Below are 18,128 nucleotides of genomic sequence, written 5' to 3'. Positions count from 1 at the left end.
ACCGACATGAATTTATTTAGACATGTCGGTTCATTTGTCTCTATTCTATATTATTTCTCATACTGCTTCATAATACGAGCTAATTCATCGTCAACAGCAGAATTTTTGTTTAAGCTTGCGAATTCGTCATCTAATGATTTTTCTTTTTTGTACACTTCACCGCTTGCTTCTGCTTCAGCCTCTAATTGAAGAGCTTTCTCTTCCATACGGCTTAAACCAGCTTTTGCTGAATTTGAATCAAATCCAGACATCGCCTGATTAATATTCTTTTGTGCTTTCGCCGCATTTACACGTGCTACAAGTGTTTCACGTTTATTTTTCAGCTCTGTTAATTGCTTACGCATTTCTTCTAGCTTCAGGCGAAGGTTATCAGCAGCAGCTTTGTTTTGCTCATAGCTTGCTTTATACTCATTCATCTTTTGTTCTGCGTTTTGTTTTTCTTCAAGAGCACGACGCGCAAGGTCAAGATTGCTTGCTTGAACAGCCATATGAGCTTGCTCTTCACGTTTTTTCACAAGTGCTTCTTGCTCTTCAAATAATATTTTGAATTTCTTCTCAAGCGCGATTTGAGCTGCTACACTTTTCTCAGCTTCTTGTACATCCGCTTGCATATCGCGTAAATATTGATCCGTCATCTTAACTGGATCTTCCGCTTTTTCAATTAGTGAATATACATTTGACATTGTTAAATCTCTTAATCGTTTAAATACAGACATTCTAATTCCTCCTATGACTTACCTCGTATTTCAAATTCACTACTTGGAAAACTGAAAAATCTCCCTTTACAGTAAAGAATATTCATTTTTACAACCTATGTGTTTATTATAACAAAACTAATATGTCCTTACATGTTATTTCCAAAATACAGCCAATATAATATGACATTCCAGATAAAACATTGTATTCCTAATATATTCTCATTAATCCTCTTCAGAATTGAATTATTTTTATAAACTTTCACTAAATCACATTATTGTAATGTTACTGTAGGCTAACTCGATAGTTACGTTTCAATATTTTTTATACACTAATACCAGAAGCAACAAACAAGCTTCTCATACTGTAAAGACTAATACAAAAGTTGTATTTACTATAAAGTGAAACAAAAAAGGCTTTGCGAATTTCGCAAAGCTTTTTTGTTATTTATGAGCAATTTGCTCCATATCCGGACTACAAGTTTGTGACTGACATGACTTATTTAAAGAACATGCTGCGCATTTTCCTTTTTTACTTCTCTTTACAAAATTCACTAGCGTATATGCTGCATAACCAAAAATGATAGCTCCAATTATAATATTGACCATCATCACAATACATCTCCTTCTAGAATCCGAGTAAGGATCCAACTTGGTATATAATGAACGTTAATACATAAGCAACAACTAATGGATAAGCGACAGAGAAAATTGTCCATTTCACCGATCCCGTTTCACGTCTAATAACAGCTACTGTCGCTAAGCACGGAACATATAATAAAACAAAGAACATAAATGCATACGCTGATAACGCTGTATAATGTGCTCCCATTACATTTCCTAGCACATCTTCTTTAACCGCATAAATAATCGCCATTGTTGAAACGACAACTTCTTTTGCCAAAAATCCTGTTAAAAGGGATGCCCCAGCTTGCCAAGTTCCAAAGCCAAGCGGTGCAAATAGTGGTGCGATAAATCCACCAATCATCGCTAAGAAACTGTCTCCCATGTCAACACCAAATCCTGATGGACCTGCATAATTTAATAACCAAATGACAACCGAGCCACCGAAGATGAATGTACCAGCTTTACGAACAAATCCTTTCCCCTTCTCCCATGTGCTCAGCCATAACGTTTTCGCTTGCGGCACGCGGTAAGGAGGTAGTTCAATGACGAAAATAGACTTCTCCGCTTTTAAAATTGTCAGAGACATAATTTTTGTAACTAATAACGCTAGAACAATACCTGCAACATATAAAGAGAACACAACAGTTGCCTGACTATGAGGGAAGAATACTCCCGCAAATAACGCATATACAGGTAAACGTGCCGAACAAGACATAAATGGTGTTACAAGCACTGTAAGTAATCTTTCTTTTTCTTGTTCAATCGTTCTCGCTGCCATAATACCTGGAACATTACATCCAAAACCGATAATCATCGGAATGAATGCTTTTCCGTTTAAACCGAAGAACTCCATAATTCTATCCATAACAACTGCAATTCGCGCCATATATCCTGAGTCTTCTAATAATGAAATGAAAAAGAATAGTGCAAAGATTTGTGGCACGAATACTAATACCGCACCAACACCAGCAATAATACCTTCTGTAACGAGTGCTTGAATAAAGTCAGAAGCACCAATACTTGTGAGTCCAGCCGTTACCCAATCCGTAAGCTGCCCGCCAAAAAATCCATCTAACATATCAGATAAAGGTGTACCAATCCACGTAAACGTAACCTGAAAAATAAAAAACATAACTGCTAAAAAGATTGGAAGTCCTAAAATTTTATGTGTAATTAACCTATCGATTTTTTCCGAAAAAGGAATTTTTCCTTCTTTCTCATGCTTCATAACATTTGTTTTTAACTTTTCAATATACGCTTCACGAGTTTTGTAAATGTGCTCCTCTAACGTACAATCGAGTTTTCCTTCTAAGCGAGATCGAATGGCTACAAGTTCCTTATAAATTGGTAATGCTTTCATTTCTTTTTCTACTACTTCGTTATTGCTTAAAAATTGAAGGGCTAACCATCTCGGATGCTTATAATTCACTGTCTCTAAAAGAGCGATTACCTCTCCAATTCCTTCATCCATTGGTACACCATATGAAATAATGAATGGTTTTTTCTCATTTTTGTCATTTTCTTTAAGAGTAGTAAGCAGTTCTTCACAGCCTTTTCCGCTTCTTGCAACGACAGGAACGACTGTTACACCTAATAGTTCTGATAACCGTTTTACATCAATTACAATGCCTCGTTGCTTTGCCACATCGACCATATTTAATCCAATTGAAACCGGTTTTCCAAATTCAAGTAATTGCAACGTTAAATGCATATTTCGTTCAAACTGCGAGGAATCCACAATATTTAACATATGATGAAATTCGTCTGTTAGTAGAAAATTCGTAACGACACCTTCGTCACGTGAAACTGGATTCAAATCATACACTCCTGGTAAATCAATTAATGTTCCTTGCTTATCTTTTAATTTACCAACCTTTTTTTCTACTGTTACACCACTCCAGTTTCCTACATATTCATAAGAACCAGTAAGTGCATTAAATAATGATGTCTTCCCTGTATTCGGATTCCCTAGCAAAGCTACCTTATTCACGCTAATTCCACCTTTATCATTTTCGCGTCACAATGACGAATACTAATTAACTGTCCACGACACTCCAATGTACAAGGACCTTTAAACATCGCTTTCTGTTTCAAGCGAAGTTCGCTTCCTTCCGCAAGACCGAAAGCAGCTAGTCTACGCTTTAATAACTGATCTAAAGACTGAATACTTTTTACTAACACTTTCTCGCCAATTTTAATATCTACTAAGCTCATAACCTTCCCCCTCAGAAGAGAATGATAATTATTTTCAAAAAAATTATAGCATATTCTATTTCATTTGGACTATATCTTTTCGCTTCATATTTATTAACATTTCAATACAATTATATTTCAATTATTGTCATACTTGATTCATTTGCCATTCTCATCCATTTCGCTTACAATAAACAATAGCAAATAAAGAATCTCGTTATCACAGGGGGAGCCATGCCGCTGAGAGGGAACACTTCGTTCCGACCCTTCGAACCTGTTAGTTAATGCTAACGCAGGGATTGTGCAAACGTCCGAAATACATACCTCTTTTTTATTTACGTATTTCGTATCCTCCTATGATACCTATTCTTTTTTGTACAACTTGGATTTAGGGGGAGACAACATGCGTAACACCAATTTACAAGCGATGATCGAATCTGCCATTCTTGCAGCCTTCGCCTTGGTCATCGACATTTTACCATTATCAATCAAACTTCCAACAGGCGGTTCCATCTCATTCGCTATGATTCCTATTTTTATTATCGCATACCGCTGGGGCTTCAAAATGGCTTTCTTAGGAGGCTTAATTTGGGGATTATTACAAATTGTCGTTGGCGATGCCATTATCGTCACACCAATTCAAGTACTCATTGAATACTTCGTTGCTTTCGCATTCATTGGATTTGCTGGTTTATTCTATCGTCCAATTCAAAAAGCACTTTTAACATCCAATGAAAATAGCGAAGACCAATCCAATTTAGGTAGCCGTAAAGACAAACCTTCTTCAAAACAAAACGAAGGAAAGAAAGTTATTGGTTACATTATTGTTGCTACATTTGTTGGTAGCTTTGCTCGCTACTTCTGTCACTTCATTGCCGGTATTATTTTTTGGGGACAATATGCACCGAAAGGTCAATCAGCTGTGCTATATTCATTAATCGTAAATGGTAGTACAATGATTGGTTCCTATATTCTATGTACCGTTTTACTTATCTTTTTATTTATCACTTCACCACGTTTATTCAAGAGTATCAATGCTTATCGACTAAACTCAAACAAAAAGAGCGCTTAATGAGCGCTCTTTTTTTCATATCGTAATATCAATTAAAAATACAATAAATGCACAAAAGAAAATAAATACCATTATACTTAGCCAATTGCTATGCACGGTTCATCGACTCCTTACATAACCTCATTTTCTAATCAGATTATATCGCTTAAAAATAAAGATTAGGTAAAGATAATATGAAAATAAATTAAAAAAGCGTAGCATGCATCATCTACGCTTTTTTCAATAAGTAGAAATAAAATAATACACCATCTTCTGTATTCTTTACTCCATATTCAACACCGTGTAGTTCTAAAATATTCTTTGAAATGGCAAGCCCAAGACCTGTTCCACCTTGCGAACGCTGGCGAGCTGCATCCACGCGATAAAAACGATCCCAAATTTTATCTAATTGTTCTTCTTCAATGTGAGTACCTTTATTTTCAATACATACTTTTATACGATCTTTTTCATCTATTGTAGAAATAATAATATCTTCTTTATTTGGTGTATAACGTATGGCATTCGTAATGAAGTTCACGATGACTTGTTCAATCCGGCCTTGATTTGCTATCACTTCAAATGGACCTATATTTTTATGAACACGAAGTTCTTTTTTCTCTATTTTTACAGAAAGGTGTTCACATATATCTTCAATTACTGTATCGATATAAAATGAATCCATTTTCATTTTATATGTACCTGACTCAAATTTAGCTAACTCAAGCATATCCAAAATTAACGTATCCATTTTATCTACTTCTCGTTCCATTGCCTGAAAATAGTACTCTTTTTTATGCTCAGCTACTCCATCTTTTAAAATAGAAATACAGCTTTTCATAATGCTCAGCGGTGTTTTTAATTCGTGCGAAACACCAGAAATAAATTCTTTCCGCGTATTTTCTAGCTTTCTTTCCTTTTCAATATCTTGTTCTAGCTGTCCAATATGCGAATGGAGCTTATTGGATAATACATTAATATTTTTCGACAAATCACCAATTTCATCTTTTGAAGTGATCGGTATTTGTTCTGTGAAATCTAAATGCGCTATTTTCTTCGTTGTATCATTTATTTTTAATAACGGTTTTGCGATTTGTTTAGAGTAATAGAACGAAGCGAGAAAAATAAGAACAACTACAAATGCAATGATGTAGATGTAATAATCTTGTACCATTTGTACAGCCTCATCTACAGGCTGTAAGGAAGCCATCGCATATATATATGTTATGGATCCGTCTTTTTCTTTTATCGGTTGCATTAATAATTTATATTTTATATCATTTTTTTCATAGTCCATTGTCTTTGTTGAATACTCTATTGGATTACCCTCTTTTAGTACTACATCCGTTTGAAATTCTTTTATGCTATCCAAAAATAAAGTGTTTTTATAAATTGGATTTACGGGGCCTTTTACATCTGGAAACTGTACTTTCGTAACACGCCCTCCTATGATAGCATCTGGTTCTTGGGCAGCTGGTTCTTGGGCAACTTGCTCCTGAACGACCGGCTTCTTTTCCTTACCAACTTGTTCACCCGCTGCTTTCTTTTTCTCCTGATCTAATTTACTCATTTTCTCCTTAAATGCTTTTTCTAACGGTTTATTCCATCCGCTTAAAGTCTGCTTAGATAACGAGAAAGTGAATGGAATAAAACTATCTTCTTTTTTCATTCCAGAAAAATAAATTTCTTGGCCTAAAAACTGTTCTGATGATTTATTATCAATCTCCTCAATATTGACGAGATTGTATAAGGGAATTTTGAATATTTGATGTCCAAAACTCTTCTGTTGCCTACGATCTATCGTTACCTCAAAATAAAAATCATCTGCATGTTTTAAATTCCCGTTCTGATCTAATGTCGTAATCCACGTATTATTTTCTCTTAAAAAGTCTTGCTCCAGCTTCTGAATTCCTTCTGCATTTCCGGCATTATTTAAATAATTCTGTTCAAAGGAATTTAAATTCACTTTAATATCTTCCACTTTTCGATTCGCATAATATTGTTTAAAAAATATCGTTTGTCCAATAAATATCGTCGCTAAAATTAACATACATAGTGCCGTTGTGAGAGTAAATAATTTTAGTACAATCCCTTTTCTCATACATTCCCCTCAAATTTATATCCGGTGCGTACTACAGTTGTAATGTATTTTGCTTTCGCTCCTAATTTATTTCTTAGATTACGAATATGACTATTAACCGTTCGATCATCACCGGCAAATTCGTATCCCCAAATTCTTGAAATGAGTTGCTCTCGTGTTAAAACAATCCCTTGATTTTTCATAAAATACGCTAATATTTCAAATTCTGTATGTGTTAAATTAATGTCTGTTTTATCTACCGTAACAGTACGTGACGGAAAATGGACGTGAATACCATGGATTAATAATGTATCATCTTCATTCTCTAAAAGTTGCTTTGTTACTTTTCTACTTTCTAACAACCTTTTCGCTCTTGCTAATAAAATTGGTGGGCTATACGGCTTCGTCACATAGTCATCCGCCCCAAGTTCAAATCCAAGTAACGTATCGTCTTCATCTACACGCGCCGTCAACATAATAATAGGAACCTCAGATGTCTTACGGATTCTTCGGCAAACGGACCACCCATCAAGTTCCGGCAACATAATATCTAAAATAACTAAATCCACCTCTTCTTGCTCAAATACAACTAAAGCTTCTTTCCCATCTCTTGCTTCAAACACTATATATTGCTCACTCAAAAAATAATCTTTTAATATTTCACGCAAAATATCTTCATCTTCCACAATTAAAATGTTTTTTGCCATAACTTATGTATCCCCTTCCCACTTTCAAAAACTACAATCTTATTTTGCATAGCTCGCAGTTAACTTCGCTTCGATAATATATCTATCTGGTGCATCCCCTATATAATCAAATGGATAGCAAGTTGTCAGTGTTAATATCGGTTCTTCTTTTTTTATAATAACAGTACGATCATCCGCATGGGTAATCCATGTCTTTTGAATTTCATATGTGTAAATTTTATTATCATACTCTAAAACAAGGGTATCTTTTTCTTTTAGCTCCCCTAAATCGGTAAATACAGTATCCCGGTGCCCACTTAGTACAGTATGTCCACCTCCAGATGGCGTTGTCGTTACATCACTAACGAACATTCCAACCCCTTTCTTCAAAGTTGCATCATCCGCTCCCCAATATATAGAAAACTTCTTCTTTATTTTGGGTATATTTAATATCGCTACCTTTTCTCCTTCTTTATGTTCTGTTTGAGAAGAAGGCACTTGAGAAGTTACAGATGTTTCGTGAGAAAGTTTATTATCTTGTATATTGTTAAGGCTCTTTATTTCTTCTTTCGTTAATTGTTGAGCAGAGCTTTTTCCTTTATACCATTCCACTGCGTAATATGATCCCATAAATAGCCCGATGGCCATCAATATGATTCCGATATAATTAAGTAACTTCAATTTTCATCCCTCCATGCAAAAAAATGGTAGGAATAACCTACCATTTTTAATATGTGAAATTTTCCCGCTCTTTATAGGACAATATTTTATTTACACCTTAACTTTATTACGACGATTCAAACCAAATAATGTACCTATTGCGACAAGACACGCGCTTAACCCCATCATTACTACATTATTTGATGCAGTGTTTGGTAATTTTTCACCTTGTACAACCGGCTTTGCTACTTCTTTTTTTGCTGCAGCATTTTTTTGCTGTTCCTTAATTGCTGCTTCTTTTTTTGCCATATCATTTTTTAACTGTTCTTGTGCTATTCCCTTTTTCTCTTCTTCACTTTTTTGTCCAGCTTTTATCGCTTCCTCTTTTTTAGCCATATCATTTTTTAACTGCTCTTGCGCTATTCTCTTTTTCTCTTCTTCACTTTTTTGCTGTTCTTTAATCGCTGCTTCTTTTTTCGCTTTATCTTGTTGCAGTTGCGTTGCTTCTTCCTTTGTTACTGTTCCAGTATCCGCACTCGCTACTGAAGAATATCCTACTGTTAAAAGTGCCATCGCACAGATTGGTAATAGTTTCTTTTTCATTTTATTTCTCTCCTTTTATACGTTTTACATCACTTCGCATCGGATGTATCACTAGAATAAACAAGAGATATAAATATAAGATGCAGATAAAATATATTTCATTTAAAGATTTCATTGTAGAAAAATAAAAAACATCGCAATATATACGATGTTTTTTCGGGTGTGTGTCTCAATATTTACATGTTACTTTCGCGTGATTTAGAAGTAGAACGGGCCGGAGCGATAACTAATTGTCTCGGCTCAGTTTTCTTGAAGTGATTTTTGACGTTACACTTACGACGTTGAACGATCCACGCTTTAATAGGGTTTGTCAAAATAATCTTTTGCTCTTCATTAGGGGTCTCTTCTTCAAACCTACAACTCTCGCTCCATTTATTCCATTTCATTGTAAATTTAGAAGAAGAATGATCATCTTCTCGATCAAACAAGTGCAAAAAATCCATTTCGCCAGCTAGCATTACGGTGTTGCTAGTTGCTAGAAAAGAAAAGGTCGTCCAACGTTTCTCCATGCCCTCCTACTCCTTTTTCACATATAGAGTGCCTAAAACTTAATTTACCTAAAATATGCTTGCCTTTTACCTTACACTTATAGTTTATCCAAAACACTACTATGCAACTATCGATTTGTCTTACAACTACCTTACATTTTTGTAAGAAACAAAAAACCTTCACTCTCTATACGTGAAGGTTTCTCATTTCTCATCTATATGATCTTTCATATGATTGACTCCAGCTTCTTGCAGCTGTGACATCATACCGTGGGAAATTGCGCCTAATACTAAAGTCATTCCAATTAGTGAAATCCGAATCGCTGGTACATCAATTATGTAAGCCAAACTACCAAGAACAATTGTTAAAAGTAATGCTTTTATAAATGTTGCACTTGTATACTCTTTCTTTCTCATCATAATCACCCTTTATGGAAGCGTTTTCTTAATATAATCAGTATATCATATCATCTGACTATTTTGTGGGGATTTTTGTAAAAACCTTATGTCTTCTTTGACTTTTTCCTTTCTATCCTTTACAGTCGAAATGTTCGCAAGTTTTACACTGTAGGAGGACTCCAATGAATATTGAAATAAAAGACACTTTAATTTCTGAAGAACAATTGCAAGAAAAAGTAAAAGAACTAGCACTTCAAATCGAACGTGACTTTGAAGGAGAAGAAATCATAGTCATCGCTGTATTAAAAGGATCTTTCGTATTCGCTGCTGATTTAATTCGTCACATTAAAAACGATGTAACAATCGACTTTATTTCTGCATCTAGCTATGGAAATCAAACAGAAACAACTGGAAAAGTAAAACTATTAAAAGATATCGACGTAAACATTACTGGAAAAAACGTAATTGTAGTAGAAGATATTATCGATTCTGGTTTAACACTTCACTTCTTAAAAGATCACTTCTTTATGCATAAACCGAAAGCGTTGAAATTCTGTACGTTACTTGATAAACCTGAGCGTCGTAAAGTAGACTTAAAAGCTGAATATGTTGGCTTCCAAATTCCAGACGAATTTATCGTTGGCTACGGTATCGACTGTGCAGAAAAATATCGTAACTTACCATTTATCGCTTCAGTTGTAACGGAATAATATAATAGAATGAACTTTCATCAATTACTGATGGAAGTTTATTTTCTATCACGATTCGTAAAAGACAAAGGGAGAGAATAAAATGACAAAAACAAAATTTGAAAAAGTACTCCTCATCGTAAATCCAAAAGCAGGGCAAGGCGATTTACATACGAACTTAACGAAAATCGTACCACCTCTTGCGGCAGCTTTTCCTGACTTACATATCCTTCATACGAAAAAGCAAGGTGATGCAACAAAATATTGCCAAGAGTTTGCTAGTAAAGTAGATTTAATTATCGTCTTTGGTGGTGACGGCACTGTATTTGAATGCACAAACGGCTTAGCACCTCTTGAAACTAGACCTACACTTGCAATTATTCCCGGCGGAACTTGCAACGACTTCTCTCGCACACTCGGTGTTCCGCAAAATATTGCAGAAGCAGCAAAGCTTATCACAAAGGAACATGTAAAACCAGTTGACGTCGCAAAAGCAAACGAACAACATTTCTTAAACTTTTGGGGTATTGGACTCGTATCTGAAGTATCAAACAATATCGATGCAGAAGAGAAAGCAAAGCTTGGTAAAATTGGTTACTACCTAAGCACCATTCGAACTGTCAAAAATGCTGAAACATTCCCAGTAAAAATTACGTACGACGGACAAGTATATGAAGACGAAGCTGTCCTTGTTATGGTTGGAAATGGTGAATATCTTGGTGGTATTCCTTCCTTTATCCCAAACGTAAAATGCGACGACGGAACACTTGATATTTTCGTTGTAAAATCAACAGGGATTCAAGCATTTAAAGATTACATCGGAAAGAAATTATTTGAAGACTCAAATGAAAATGATATCTTCCACGTAAAAGCGAAATCCATTCATATTGAAACAGAGGAAGAAAAAGAAGTAGATACAGATGGAGAAAGCTCGCTTCATACACCTTGTCATATTGAATTATTGCAAGGGCACTTTACGATGATTTATAATCCTGCGGTTGTGTAATACAAAAAGACGAGCTAAAGTTTTAACATTTTAGCTCGTCTTTTTTATTAGAAAGGTATTTTAACCTAGTTTTCATAATCAAACTCCACCCAATTTTTCCAATGTGTATTAGCGTTCTTATTCACAATAACACTTGGATCTTTCTTCTCTATTGCAGCGGCTACTGATTGGAAGAATTCATTTTCACTTACTTTTTCATCCTCAACATGTTGCCATTCTTCCGTTTCATACGCTACTTCCCAATCACCTTCTAAACCGCACTCTTCTAAAATTTCTTCTTTATCCCACCATACTAATTTTCGAGCTTCATCATTAGTAGCAAGCACACGCATGAAATATGTTGAATAAGACTCTGTCGTTTGTACTTCTATTCCATGATTCACATAATCTTCTTCTGTAAATTCATATTCAAAATGATGATCACGAATTTTCACACTACCTTTATGAATATCCAATACAAATTCACCTTCATCATCAAATAATTCATAATCTCCATCATTTAATTGCAAAATGCCATCACCATATATTTGAATATCATTACATACACCTAATGATCCTACACCAACAACCTGAAACACCATTAACCAATCCTTATTATCTTTAAAGAAAAGAGAGAATTTCACTTGCGAAATAGCCATATCTTCATTATCAAGGGTAGGAAATTCATACTTACTTTGCTTTTTATCTAATAGTTTCAAAATACCTTTTTGCATATGTATCATCTTCACCTCTATATAAACTTTTCAATTTCACTAGAGTATAACATAGCCATTCTTGCCTGTGACATTCTAATAATGCTACTTAAAAATAGCAGAATGCTCTATTTGCATGCTCTAGTTATTTTTAGGTAAAATGAAGGAAAGAAGCACCTTGATATAAGGGAGAGGACAAACTTTGTTCAACCAACAGTTAGTTAATTTACGCATTGATTTTGCATTTAAACAATTGTTTGGTACAAATGATAGTGAAGATATTCTAATCACTTTTTTAAACGCGATGTTACAAAAATCTTTAGAGTCACCCATCGCTTCTCTACAATTAGAAGATCCACATTTACACCGGGAATATGAAGATGATAAGTTATCAATTCTAGACATTTCAGCTACGTTAAACACGGGAACAAAAATAAATGTAGAAATACAACTTAATAATAATCACGATATGATGAAACGCAGTTTATATTATTGGGGAAAATTATACACATCTCAATTACAAAAAGGCATGCCATATAGTGCACTTCGTAAAACCATCACCATTAATTTATTAAACTTCATAATGTTTTTAGATCACAAAGAATTTCATACAACGGGCACGTTATGGAATACACAACAACAAAAACTCTTGAGTGATGACATAGAGATTCACATTGTAGAAATGCCAAAATTAATAGAACAATGGCATGAAGAAAAAGTAAATCCGTGGAAAGATCCATTTGTTCGTTGGCTTTTATTGCTTTCAGCAAATGAGGATGAGCACTTAACTAAAACATTGGAGGATATTGCTATGAACCAAGATCCTATTTTACAAAAAGCGATAAATAAATGGGAACGTATGAGTCAAGATTCTTCTTTCCGACAAGCTTATGACGCAAGGGAGAAGGTTCTAATGGATGAGGCCGCAAAATTCGCTCACGCAGAGCAAGAAGGAATAAAAAGAGGAATTGAAAAAGGGCTTGAACAAGGGCTTGAACAAGGCATTGAACAAGGCATTGAACAAGGCATTGAACAAGGTCGAAAAGAAGGTGTTCAACAGGGCAGAATGCAAATGATTAAAAGCATGTATGATCTTGGTATGCCACTTGAAACGATTGCTAAGGCAAGTAAATTAAGTGTGCATGAGGTTGAACATATTTTAGGACATAAATAGTAATAAAAAAAGGGCTTGAATTGTTTCAAGCTCTTTTTTATCAACTTTCCTCAATTCGTTCAATCTTCCAAACTAAATTATCTGGATCGTTTTTCTCTAAAAAAGTTAACATCCACATAGTTTTCTCTTTGTCGTTCATCAACATTACTTTATGGTTTAATTTCCAAGCCACGTCACTAACATGATTAGACATTTTATACATATCTTCTTCTCTAATAAGCTTTTCCTTTTTGATTAGTCGTCTCGTTCTATACTCCCTTATTTCTAAGTACATATCAGCATACATCACTTCATGCTGCCAAATTATACTACATACATATTTTTTATTTGGACTACTCTTCTTTATATAAATAAATTCATTTTTATAATCCAAATCCAGTACCTTATTGTATGCTTTTTCTAACATCTCTATATCCCAATCACATTTCAGTATGAACGATTTTAAAGGCTAATTCTTTTTTCTCTCTATCTGATAAATATGGGAAATCCTTTACACTCCCATATTCTACAAACACATTCATATATTCAGGAAAAATTCGATATTTCTCCTCCCACTTATTTAATAATGAAATATCATCCACACAGTGAATCCAGATACCTTTTTCATAGTCTGTTCTTAACTTTGGTATATGTCGCTCGTATAAAGAAGTAATACAGTTCGTTTTTTTGAAATAGCACTGAAATTTCCCAACGGTTTCTTCAAAAGAACAATCCAGCACCATACAAAGTGATTCGGCGGACTTACTTGAACTAAAATATTAAATTACATTTCGAACAAAAAGGAGCAGCATTCCCTCTTCTAATTTTCGCATCACATTTTGGACAATATACGTATCGCTCTTCTATCTTATCTCGTTCTATCATATGTAAAGATACTATTCTCATACTACACATGATTCCAATTAAAATAAGGCTAACAATGAGTAGCATAACTTACTCCTCCCTCCCCCTATATTTTACCATAAAATAACAAATCTAATTCTCTCATTAAGAATCGGATTCATACTTACAATCCTAACTTTGCTTCGTCCATCAGGAGTCATACCCATCATTACTTGCATTTTATCATGTAAAAACTTTCCCTTTGTAAGCATATTCCAGTACGAACCTTTTGTTAATTTACCTACTTCATTAATAGTTGCTTCTTGTTCCTTACCATCCCTATTGTTTCGATAAATTTACACTATAACAAAAGAGGAGTGGCATTATAAATAAACAAGAATTTATTGAACTCGTTAATTCCAAATTCACACTTATCCGTGTTGAAAATGATTTATCACAAGAAAAAATGTCAGAAGTTATTGGTTTATCGAAAAAAACATTAGTAGAAATTGAAAAAGGTAGAAAAATGAGGAGAAGGTTGACGTCACACACCGTGTCAAATTGAATGATTACCAAAGCTTTCAACGATAATTTATAATCCTTAGCTTATATAATCCTTATTCCTCTATACTTTAACAATTACTAACCTTCGCATTTTTCCAAAAAACAAAGTATAATGAACTAATACAAAGAAGGTTGTTAACAAAATCGTTAACAACCTTTTTTGTTTTTCTGAAAAACTTTTCAATTTAAGGGAGCGATCACATGTATTGGAGAAAAAATGATAAACCTGTAGAAGAACCAGAAGCAATTGCTGTATGGGAGTGCCAAGAAGAAAACTGCCGTGGATGGATGCGTAAAAACTTTTCATTAGAAGCAGAACCGAAATGTCCGTTATGCAAAAGCGATATGGAAAGCGGCGAACGCTTATTACAAAAGATATAATAAATTCTCTTCTTCACCTTTTATAAACTGAAACATAGAGGATTCTCTTTCTCCTTATTTACAATGTGAATCGAAAGAAAATAAACTATACAAAAAGCTTTGCGTATCCTCGCAAAGCTTTTTCAATATCTCAAACTCATTCCAACTATCATTCTTTACTAAAAAACAAATTACATTTTGAATAAAAAGGAGCAGAATTCCCCTTTCTAATCCTCCCATTCCACTTAGGACAATACATATACAAACCTTTTTCTCTCTACTATCCCAAAAACTACTACTTTCATCCCGGTCATAATTCCTATCGAAATGATGTTAAGAAATCAATAACATAGTGTATCCTCTCTTACAACAAAAGTAATATATCAGGAAATCTTCCGTCATATTTTATACCCCTATATTCATTAAATCAATTCGCTACAATCATTTCTATATGTTTTCAAAACACTCTAATATAAACTTTTACTAGATTTATATCTAGGCTTATATACTACACTTCTTTCGGAAGGACAATTTTTTTATACAATTGAACTGTAATGAAATAATAAAACACGTAAATGACTAAGAAAATAATAATCGGCAGCCAAATACGGAAATATGGATTATCTATTAAGAACGAGAACATGCTCATTCCGACTAATACGTGCATTATACCTACGATCGCTGGGAACAAGAAAACGAAAAGTAACTCTTTATAAATTGATTTCGTTAATAGCTCATAACGCACACCAATTTTACGAAGCATTTGATAGCGAATAATATCTTTTGAAGCACCAGAAAGAATTTTAAACATTAAACAGCTTGCCAGCATCGCTAAGAAAGCTATGCCTAAGAAAAACCCCATAAATACTGTTCCACTGTAAGTACTGTAATATCCTTCATACAGCATATATTTACTCAAAAGATGTACTTCTTTCATATCTTTATATTTAGCTAATTCTAATTCATCGATTTTTTTCCATTCTTCTTTATACGTTATAAAATGGTCCGTTTTCCCCAGTATTATAATTTCTTCTTTACCTTGTATCCCGTCATACATCTTTTGATCTACAATTTGTATCTTTTGACTAGGATTCATATATGTCTTTTGAAGAGACCGTAAAACATTTCCCCACTCTTCTGGAATTACATTGGTATTATTCTCATTTTTTTCTTGGCTATGACTTAAAACGGATCCCGCAACTAGTTCCCTCGAAATAGGAATGAATCGGCTACTATTCTCGTCCTTTCCAGTACGTGTTAGCGGACGATTTCTTTCCAAATCTTCTTTCAATTGATAAATAAACTGCTCATCTACTTTGTATCGATATTCATTCTTTTCTTTAAATGTAATACTATCTAATATTTTCTTTTCTTCTGCTGTGGGATTTTTAATTTCGACATCATAGTATTCTGCACTCTCCACCATATTTGTGACATTATTTTTTAACGCCATACCACTGGAGATTGCACCCGCACCGAGAGCCACTAACATAGCAACTGTCGCTAATACTTTCGTTAAACTATTAATAGAAAAACTTAACTGTGCAAACGTAAACGCATTGATTCCTTTTTCACTACGATTTTTATTCGCTTTTAATTTGTTAATAATAATGGGAAGGAATGATGCAAATAGCATATAAGTTCCTAATGTTACTGTAATTGTTGCAATGATAAATCCTGATTCCTTTAGCTCCTTCATACAAATCATCGAAACATAGCCAACTGCTAATAAAATAATCGATAAAAGTGCTACTATACTTGTTAGTTTTCCTTTAGTAGGCGTACGCTCTGTTTGACTATCGGAGTGAACAAGTTGTAATAGAGAATTACGCACTAGTTTCATACCATTCATAATTGCTGATAACATAAATAAGGAAATGAAAAAGATGAAAGTAACAAAGATTGATGGTACATAAAATGCATGATAACCACCTCCAGTAAATTCCATCTCCTTCATCAGTAAATGTCCAACACCTTGTGCCAAGATTATACCGACTATCACACCTACTATAAGAGATACTATTCCTAATACAATTGTTTCAATAAACATGAGCAATGTAATTTTATGCTTTTTTGCCCCTAATACCATATACATACCAAATTCTTTTTGCCGAAGTGATAATAAAAATGAATTGGCGTACAAAATGTAAAATAATGTAATAAAACCTAATAAAAATGAGCCCGTTTGAAAGACGGAAAAAATCCCGTCCATTGAATTCCCTTCAATAAACGTTTTATTTAACGCTAACGTTTGAAACATATAAAAAATTGAAATAGACATAATAAGCCCAACTAATAAGACCATATAGTCTTTTCGTTTACTTTTTAGTCCCGACATGGAAAGTTTGAATAACATGTTGAACCTTCTTTCTTATGCTTTTTGTGTACCTAAATCCGCAAGCACATCTAAAATTTCTTTATAGAACTCATCACGCGTACCTCTGCGATGAATTTCTTTATACAGTTCTCCGTCTTGGATGAATAAAATACGTCGGCAGTAACTCGCACTAAATGGATCATGTGTAACCATCATAATCGAAACATCCTGTTCTTCATTTAAGTTGGTCATCGACTCTAATAAACTTTTCGCATTTTTAGAATCAAGCGCTCCTGTTGGCTCATCTCCTAAAATAATGGCTGGCTCATGTACAAGTGCACGGGCCGCTGCCGAGCGTTGTTTTTGTCCACCAGATACTTCGGACGGATATTTTTGAAGAATCTCTGAAATCCCTAACATTTCTGCTACCTTTTTCACCTTTGATTCAATTCTTTTCGAATGAACACCTTGCAGAGAAAGCGGTAATGCAATGTTTTCATAGATTAATAAATTTTCAAGTAAGTTAAAATCTTGAAAGATAAACCCTAGTTTCTCTGAGCGAAAATCTGATAATTCTCCCTGCTTCATTTTCGTAATATCTATTCCAGCAATTTCAACAATTCCACCTGTTGCCTTATCTAATGTAGAAATTACATTCAATAACGTTGTTTTTCCTGAACCAGATGGTCCCATAATTCCAACGAATTCACCCTCTTGAATTGAGAACGATACATCCTTTAGTGCATGTGATTGACTCTCATCTTTTTTACCGTATACCTTTTGTACATTCTTTACCTCTACAACCGATGCTTTCATATATATCCTCCTACACTTCTTTTTCCTATTTTTATTTTCCTTACATATTTTCCGAGCATTTCTTAACCCATTTTTAAGTATAGATAGCATTTCTTAATAAATAGCAGCGAATATTCTTAACATTTCTTTAAGAATATGAAAAAGCCCCAAAGCTAATAGATTGGGACTTTTGATTTCTATATTCTATTTTTGAGTAAGAAATAAAGACT

General features: G+C 34.1%; 19 protein-coding genes, 2 pseudogenes and 1 riboswitch. Of the genes and pseudogenes, 6 read left to right on the top strand and 15 right to left on the bottom strand.

Going from position 1 to position 18,128, the window contains the following annotated elements; translation table 11 throughout:
* Positions 1-50: 50 nt before the first annotated feature.
* The 4 genes from QCI44_RS03355 to QCI44_RS03340 form a co-directional block, all read right to left on the bottom strand.
* Positions 51-716, bottom strand: a complete 666-nt coding sequence (locus QCI44_RS03355; protein ID WP_000110287.1) for a PspA/IM30 family protein — start codon at positions 714-716, stop codon at positions 51-53.
* A gap of 423 nt (positions 717-1,139) precedes the next feature.
* Entirely contained in the window at positions 1,140-1,307 is a 168-nt protein-coding gene (locus QCI44_RS03350) for a FeoB-associated Cys-rich membrane protein (protein ID WP_000989597.1), read from the bottom strand.
* 16 nt (positions 1,308-1,323) lie between these two features.
* Complete coding sequence (feoB, locus tag QCI44_RS03345; protein WP_088084456.1) at positions 1,324-3,312, bottom strand: ferrous iron transport protein B; 1,989 nt, start codon at positions 3,310-3,312, stop codon at positions 1,324-1,326.
* A complete protein-coding gene (locus QCI44_RS03340) occupies positions 3,309-3,536 on the bottom strand; it encodes a FeoA family protein (protein WP_000060512.1) in 228 nt (75 codons plus the stop codon). The genes feoB and QCI44_RS03340 overlap by 4 nt, the downstream gene beginning before the upstream one ends.
* Positions 3,537-3,730: 194 nt before the next feature.
* A riboswitch (TPP riboswitch) is annotated at positions 3,731-3,832 on the top strand.
* A gap of 86 nt (positions 3,833-3,918) precedes the next feature.
* Here QCI44_RS03340 and thiT point away from each other — a divergent pair.
* Complete coding sequence (gene thiT / locus QCI44_RS03335) at positions 3,919-4,587, top strand: energy-coupled thiamine transporter ThiT (protein WP_016085815.1); 669 nt, start codon at positions 3,919-3,921, stop codon at positions 4,585-4,587.
* A gap of 208 nt (positions 4,588-4,795) precedes the next feature.
* Here the strand turns inward: thiT and QCI44_RS03330 are convergent, their stop codons facing one another.
* From QCI44_RS03330 to QCI44_RS03305, 6 genes are all read right to left on the bottom strand, one after another.
* The gene (locus QCI44_RS03330; protein WP_016135530.1) at positions 4,796-6,664 is read right to left on the bottom strand and encodes a sensor histidine kinase; all 1,869 of its coding nucleotides are present in this window, start codon (positions 6,662-6,664) and stop codon (positions 4,796-4,798) included.
* A complete protein-coding gene (locus QCI44_RS03325; protein WP_098506182.1) occupies positions 6,661-7,350 on the bottom strand; it encodes a response regulator transcription factor in 690 nt (229 codons plus the stop codon). Before QCI44_RS03325 ends, QCI44_RS03330 begins: the two co-directional genes overlap by 4 nt.
* A gap of 39 nt (positions 7,351-7,389) precedes the next feature.
* Complete coding sequence (locus QCI44_RS03320; RefSeq protein WP_016136886.1) at positions 7,390-8,010, bottom strand: class D sortase; 621 nt, start codon at positions 8,008-8,010, stop codon at positions 7,390-7,392.
* 90 nt (positions 8,011-8,100) lie between these two features.
* On the bottom strand, positions 8,101-8,592 hold the full coding sequence (locus QCI44_RS03315; RefSeq protein WP_098560626.1) for an LPXTG cell wall anchor domain-containing protein: 492 nt from the start codon (positions 8,590-8,592) through the stop codon (positions 8,101-8,103).
* A gap of 176 nt (positions 8,593-8,768) precedes the next feature.
* Positions 8,769-9,101, bottom strand: coding sequence for a hypothetical protein (locus QCI44_RS03310; protein ID WP_016135532.1), 333 nt, complete (start codon positions 9,099-9,101; stop codon positions 8,769-8,771).
* A 183-nt stretch (positions 9,102-9,284) separates the two neighbouring features.
* The gene (locus QCI44_RS03305) at positions 9,285-9,500 is read right to left on the bottom strand and encodes a hypothetical protein (protein WP_016085809.1); all 216 of its coding nucleotides are present in this window, start codon (positions 9,498-9,500) and stop codon (positions 9,285-9,287) included.
* A 161-nt stretch (positions 9,501-9,661) separates the two neighbouring features.
* On the opposite strand from QCI44_RS03305, the gene hpt reads away from it, so the two are divergent.
* The gene (hpt, locus tag QCI44_RS03300; RefSeq protein ID WP_016135533.1) at positions 9,662-10,189 is read left to right on the top strand and encodes a hypoxanthine phosphoribosyltransferase; all 528 of its coding nucleotides are present in this window, start codon (positions 9,662-9,664) and stop codon (positions 10,187-10,189) included.
* A gap of 82 nt (positions 10,190-10,271) precedes the next feature.
* Complete coding sequence (locus QCI44_RS03295) at positions 10,272-11,174, top strand: diacylglycerol/lipid kinase family protein (RefSeq protein WP_016085807.1); 903 nt, start codon at positions 10,272-10,274, stop codon at positions 11,172-11,174.
* A gap of 65 nt (positions 11,175-11,239) precedes the next feature.
* Here QCI44_RS03295 and QCI44_RS03290 read toward each other — a convergent pair whose 3' ends face one another.
* Positions 11,240-11,896 carry a DUF7003 family protein gene (locus QCI44_RS03290; protein WP_353811000.1) on the bottom strand — a complete coding sequence of 219 codons (657 nt, stop codon included), beginning with the start codon at positions 11,894-11,896 and terminating at the stop codon, positions 11,240-11,242.
* A gap of 172 nt (positions 11,897-12,068) precedes the next feature.
* On the opposite strand from QCI44_RS03290, the gene QCI44_RS03285 reads away from it, so the two are divergent.
* A complete protein-coding gene (locus QCI44_RS03285) occupies positions 12,069-13,040 on the top strand; it encodes an Rpn family recombination-promoting nuclease/putative transposase (protein ID WP_098413115.1) in 972 nt (323 codons plus the stop codon).
* 40 nt (positions 13,041-13,080) lie between these two features.
* On the opposite strand, the pseudogene QCI44_RS03280 reads toward QCI44_RS03285, so the two are convergent.
* Together QCI44_RS03280 and QCI44_RS03275 are read right to left on the bottom strand one after the other, a co-directional pair.
* Positions 13,081-13,702 (bottom strand): annotated as a pseudogene (locus QCI44_RS03280) (hypothetical protein); the annotation flags it as partial.
* Between the two features lie 88 nt (positions 13,703-13,790).
* The gene (locus tag QCI44_RS03275) at positions 13,791-13,970 is read right to left on the bottom strand and encodes a hypothetical protein (RefSeq protein ID WP_000924670.1); all 180 of its coding nucleotides are present in this window, start codon (positions 13,968-13,970) and stop codon (positions 13,791-13,793) included.
* A 277-nt stretch (positions 13,971-14,247) separates the two neighbouring features.
* Between QCI44_RS03275 and QCI44_RS03270 the strand changes: the two are divergent.
* Together QCI44_RS03270 and QCI44_RS03265 are read left to right on the top strand one after the other, a co-directional pair.
* Positions 14,248-14,388, top strand: a pseudogene (locus QCI44_RS03270) (helix-turn-helix domain-containing protein); the annotation flags it as partial.
* 239 nt (positions 14,389-14,627) lie between these two features.
* The gene (locus QCI44_RS03265; RefSeq protein WP_000289926.1) at positions 14,628-14,807 is read left to right on the top strand and encodes a cold-inducible protein YdjO-related protein; all 180 of its coding nucleotides are present in this window, start codon (positions 14,628-14,630) and stop codon (positions 14,805-14,807) included.
* Positions 14,808-15,294: 487 nt separating this feature from the next.
* Here the strand turns inward: QCI44_RS03265 and QCI44_RS03260 are convergent, their stop codons facing one another.
* Together QCI44_RS03260 and QCI44_RS03255 are read right to left on the bottom strand one after the other, a co-directional pair.
* Positions 15,295-17,142, bottom strand: a complete 1,848-nt coding sequence (locus QCI44_RS03260) for an FtsX-like permease family protein (protein ID WP_353810999.1) — start codon at positions 17,140-17,142, stop codon at positions 15,295-15,297.
* A 15-nt stretch (positions 17,143-17,157) separates the two neighbouring features.
* Positions 17,158-17,919 (bottom strand): ABC transporter ATP-binding protein, encoded by a 762-nt coding sequence (locus QCI44_RS03255; protein WP_016085801.1) that lies wholly within the window; start codon positions 17,917-17,919, stop codon positions 17,158-17,160.
* Positions 17,920-18,128 lie beyond the last annotated feature (209 nt).

The organism is Bacillus cereus group sp. RP37, assembly GCF_040459695.1.
GTDB lineage: Bacteria > Bacillota > Bacilli > Bacillales > Bacillaceae_G > Bacillus_A.
This window is presented reverse-complemented; position numbering and strand designations above follow the sequence as displayed.

Bases quoted from the DNA above. Each gene is read 5' to 3' on its own strand.
- QCI44_RS03265 (WP_000289926.1), top strand. From the start codon at position 14,628: ATGTATTGGAGAAAAAATGATAAACCTGTAGAAGAACCAGAAGCAATT.
- QCI44_RS03355 (WP_000110287.1), bottom strand. From the start codon at position 716: ATGTCTGTATTTAAACGATTAAGAGATTTAACAATGTCAAATGTATAT.
- QCI44_RS03260 (WP_353810999.1), bottom strand. From the start codon at position 17,142: ATGTTATTCAAACTTTCCATGTCGGGACTAAAAAGTAAACGAAAAGAC.
- hpt (WP_016135533.1), top strand. From the start codon at position 9,662: ATGAATATTGAAATAAAAGACACTTTAATTTCTGAAGAACAATTGCAA.
- QCI44_RS03275 (WP_000924670.1), bottom strand. From the start codon at position 13,970: ATGCTACTCATTGTTAGCCTTATTTTAATTGGAATCATGTGTAGTATG.
- QCI44_RS03330 (WP_016135530.1), bottom strand. From the start codon at position 6,664: ATGAGAAAAGGGATTGTACTAAAATTATTTACTCTCACAACGGCACTA.
- QCI44_RS03310 (WP_016135532.1), bottom strand. From the start codon at position 9,101: ATGGAGAAACGTTGGACGACCTTTTCTTTTCTAGCAACTAGCAACACC.
- thiT (WP_016085815.1), top strand. From the start codon at position 3,919: ATGCGTAACACCAATTTACAAGCGATGATCGAATCTGCCATTCTTGCA.
- QCI44_RS03255 (WP_016085801.1), bottom strand. From the start codon at position 17,919: ATGAAAGCATCGGTTGTAGAGGTAAAGAATGTACAAAAGGTATACGGT.
- QCI44_RS03350 (WP_000989597.1), bottom strand. From the start codon at position 1,307: ATGATGGTCAATATTATAATTGGAGCTATCATTTTTGGTTATGCAGCA.
- QCI44_RS03305 (WP_016085809.1), bottom strand. From the start codon at position 9,500: ATGATGAGAAAGAAAGAGTATACAAGTGCAACATTTATAAAAGCATTA.
- QCI44_RS03340 (WP_000060512.1), bottom strand. From the start codon at position 3,536: ATGAGCTTAGTAGATATTAAAATTGGCGAGAAAGTGTTAGTAAAAAGT.
- QCI44_RS03290 (WP_353811000.1), bottom strand. From the start codon at position 11,896: ATGATACATATGCAAAAAGGTATTTTGAAACTATTAGATAAAAAGCAA.
- QCI44_RS03315 (WP_098560626.1), bottom strand. From the start codon at position 8,592: ATGAAAAAGAAACTATTACCAATCTGTGCGATGGCACTTTTAACAGTA.
- QCI44_RS03295 (WP_016085807.1), top strand. From the start codon at position 10,272: ATGACAAAAACAAAATTTGAAAAAGTACTCCTCATCGTAAATCCAAAA.
- QCI44_RS03325 (WP_098506182.1), bottom strand. From the start codon at position 7,350: ATGGCAAAAAACATTTTAATTGTGGAAGATGAAGATATTTTGCGTGAA.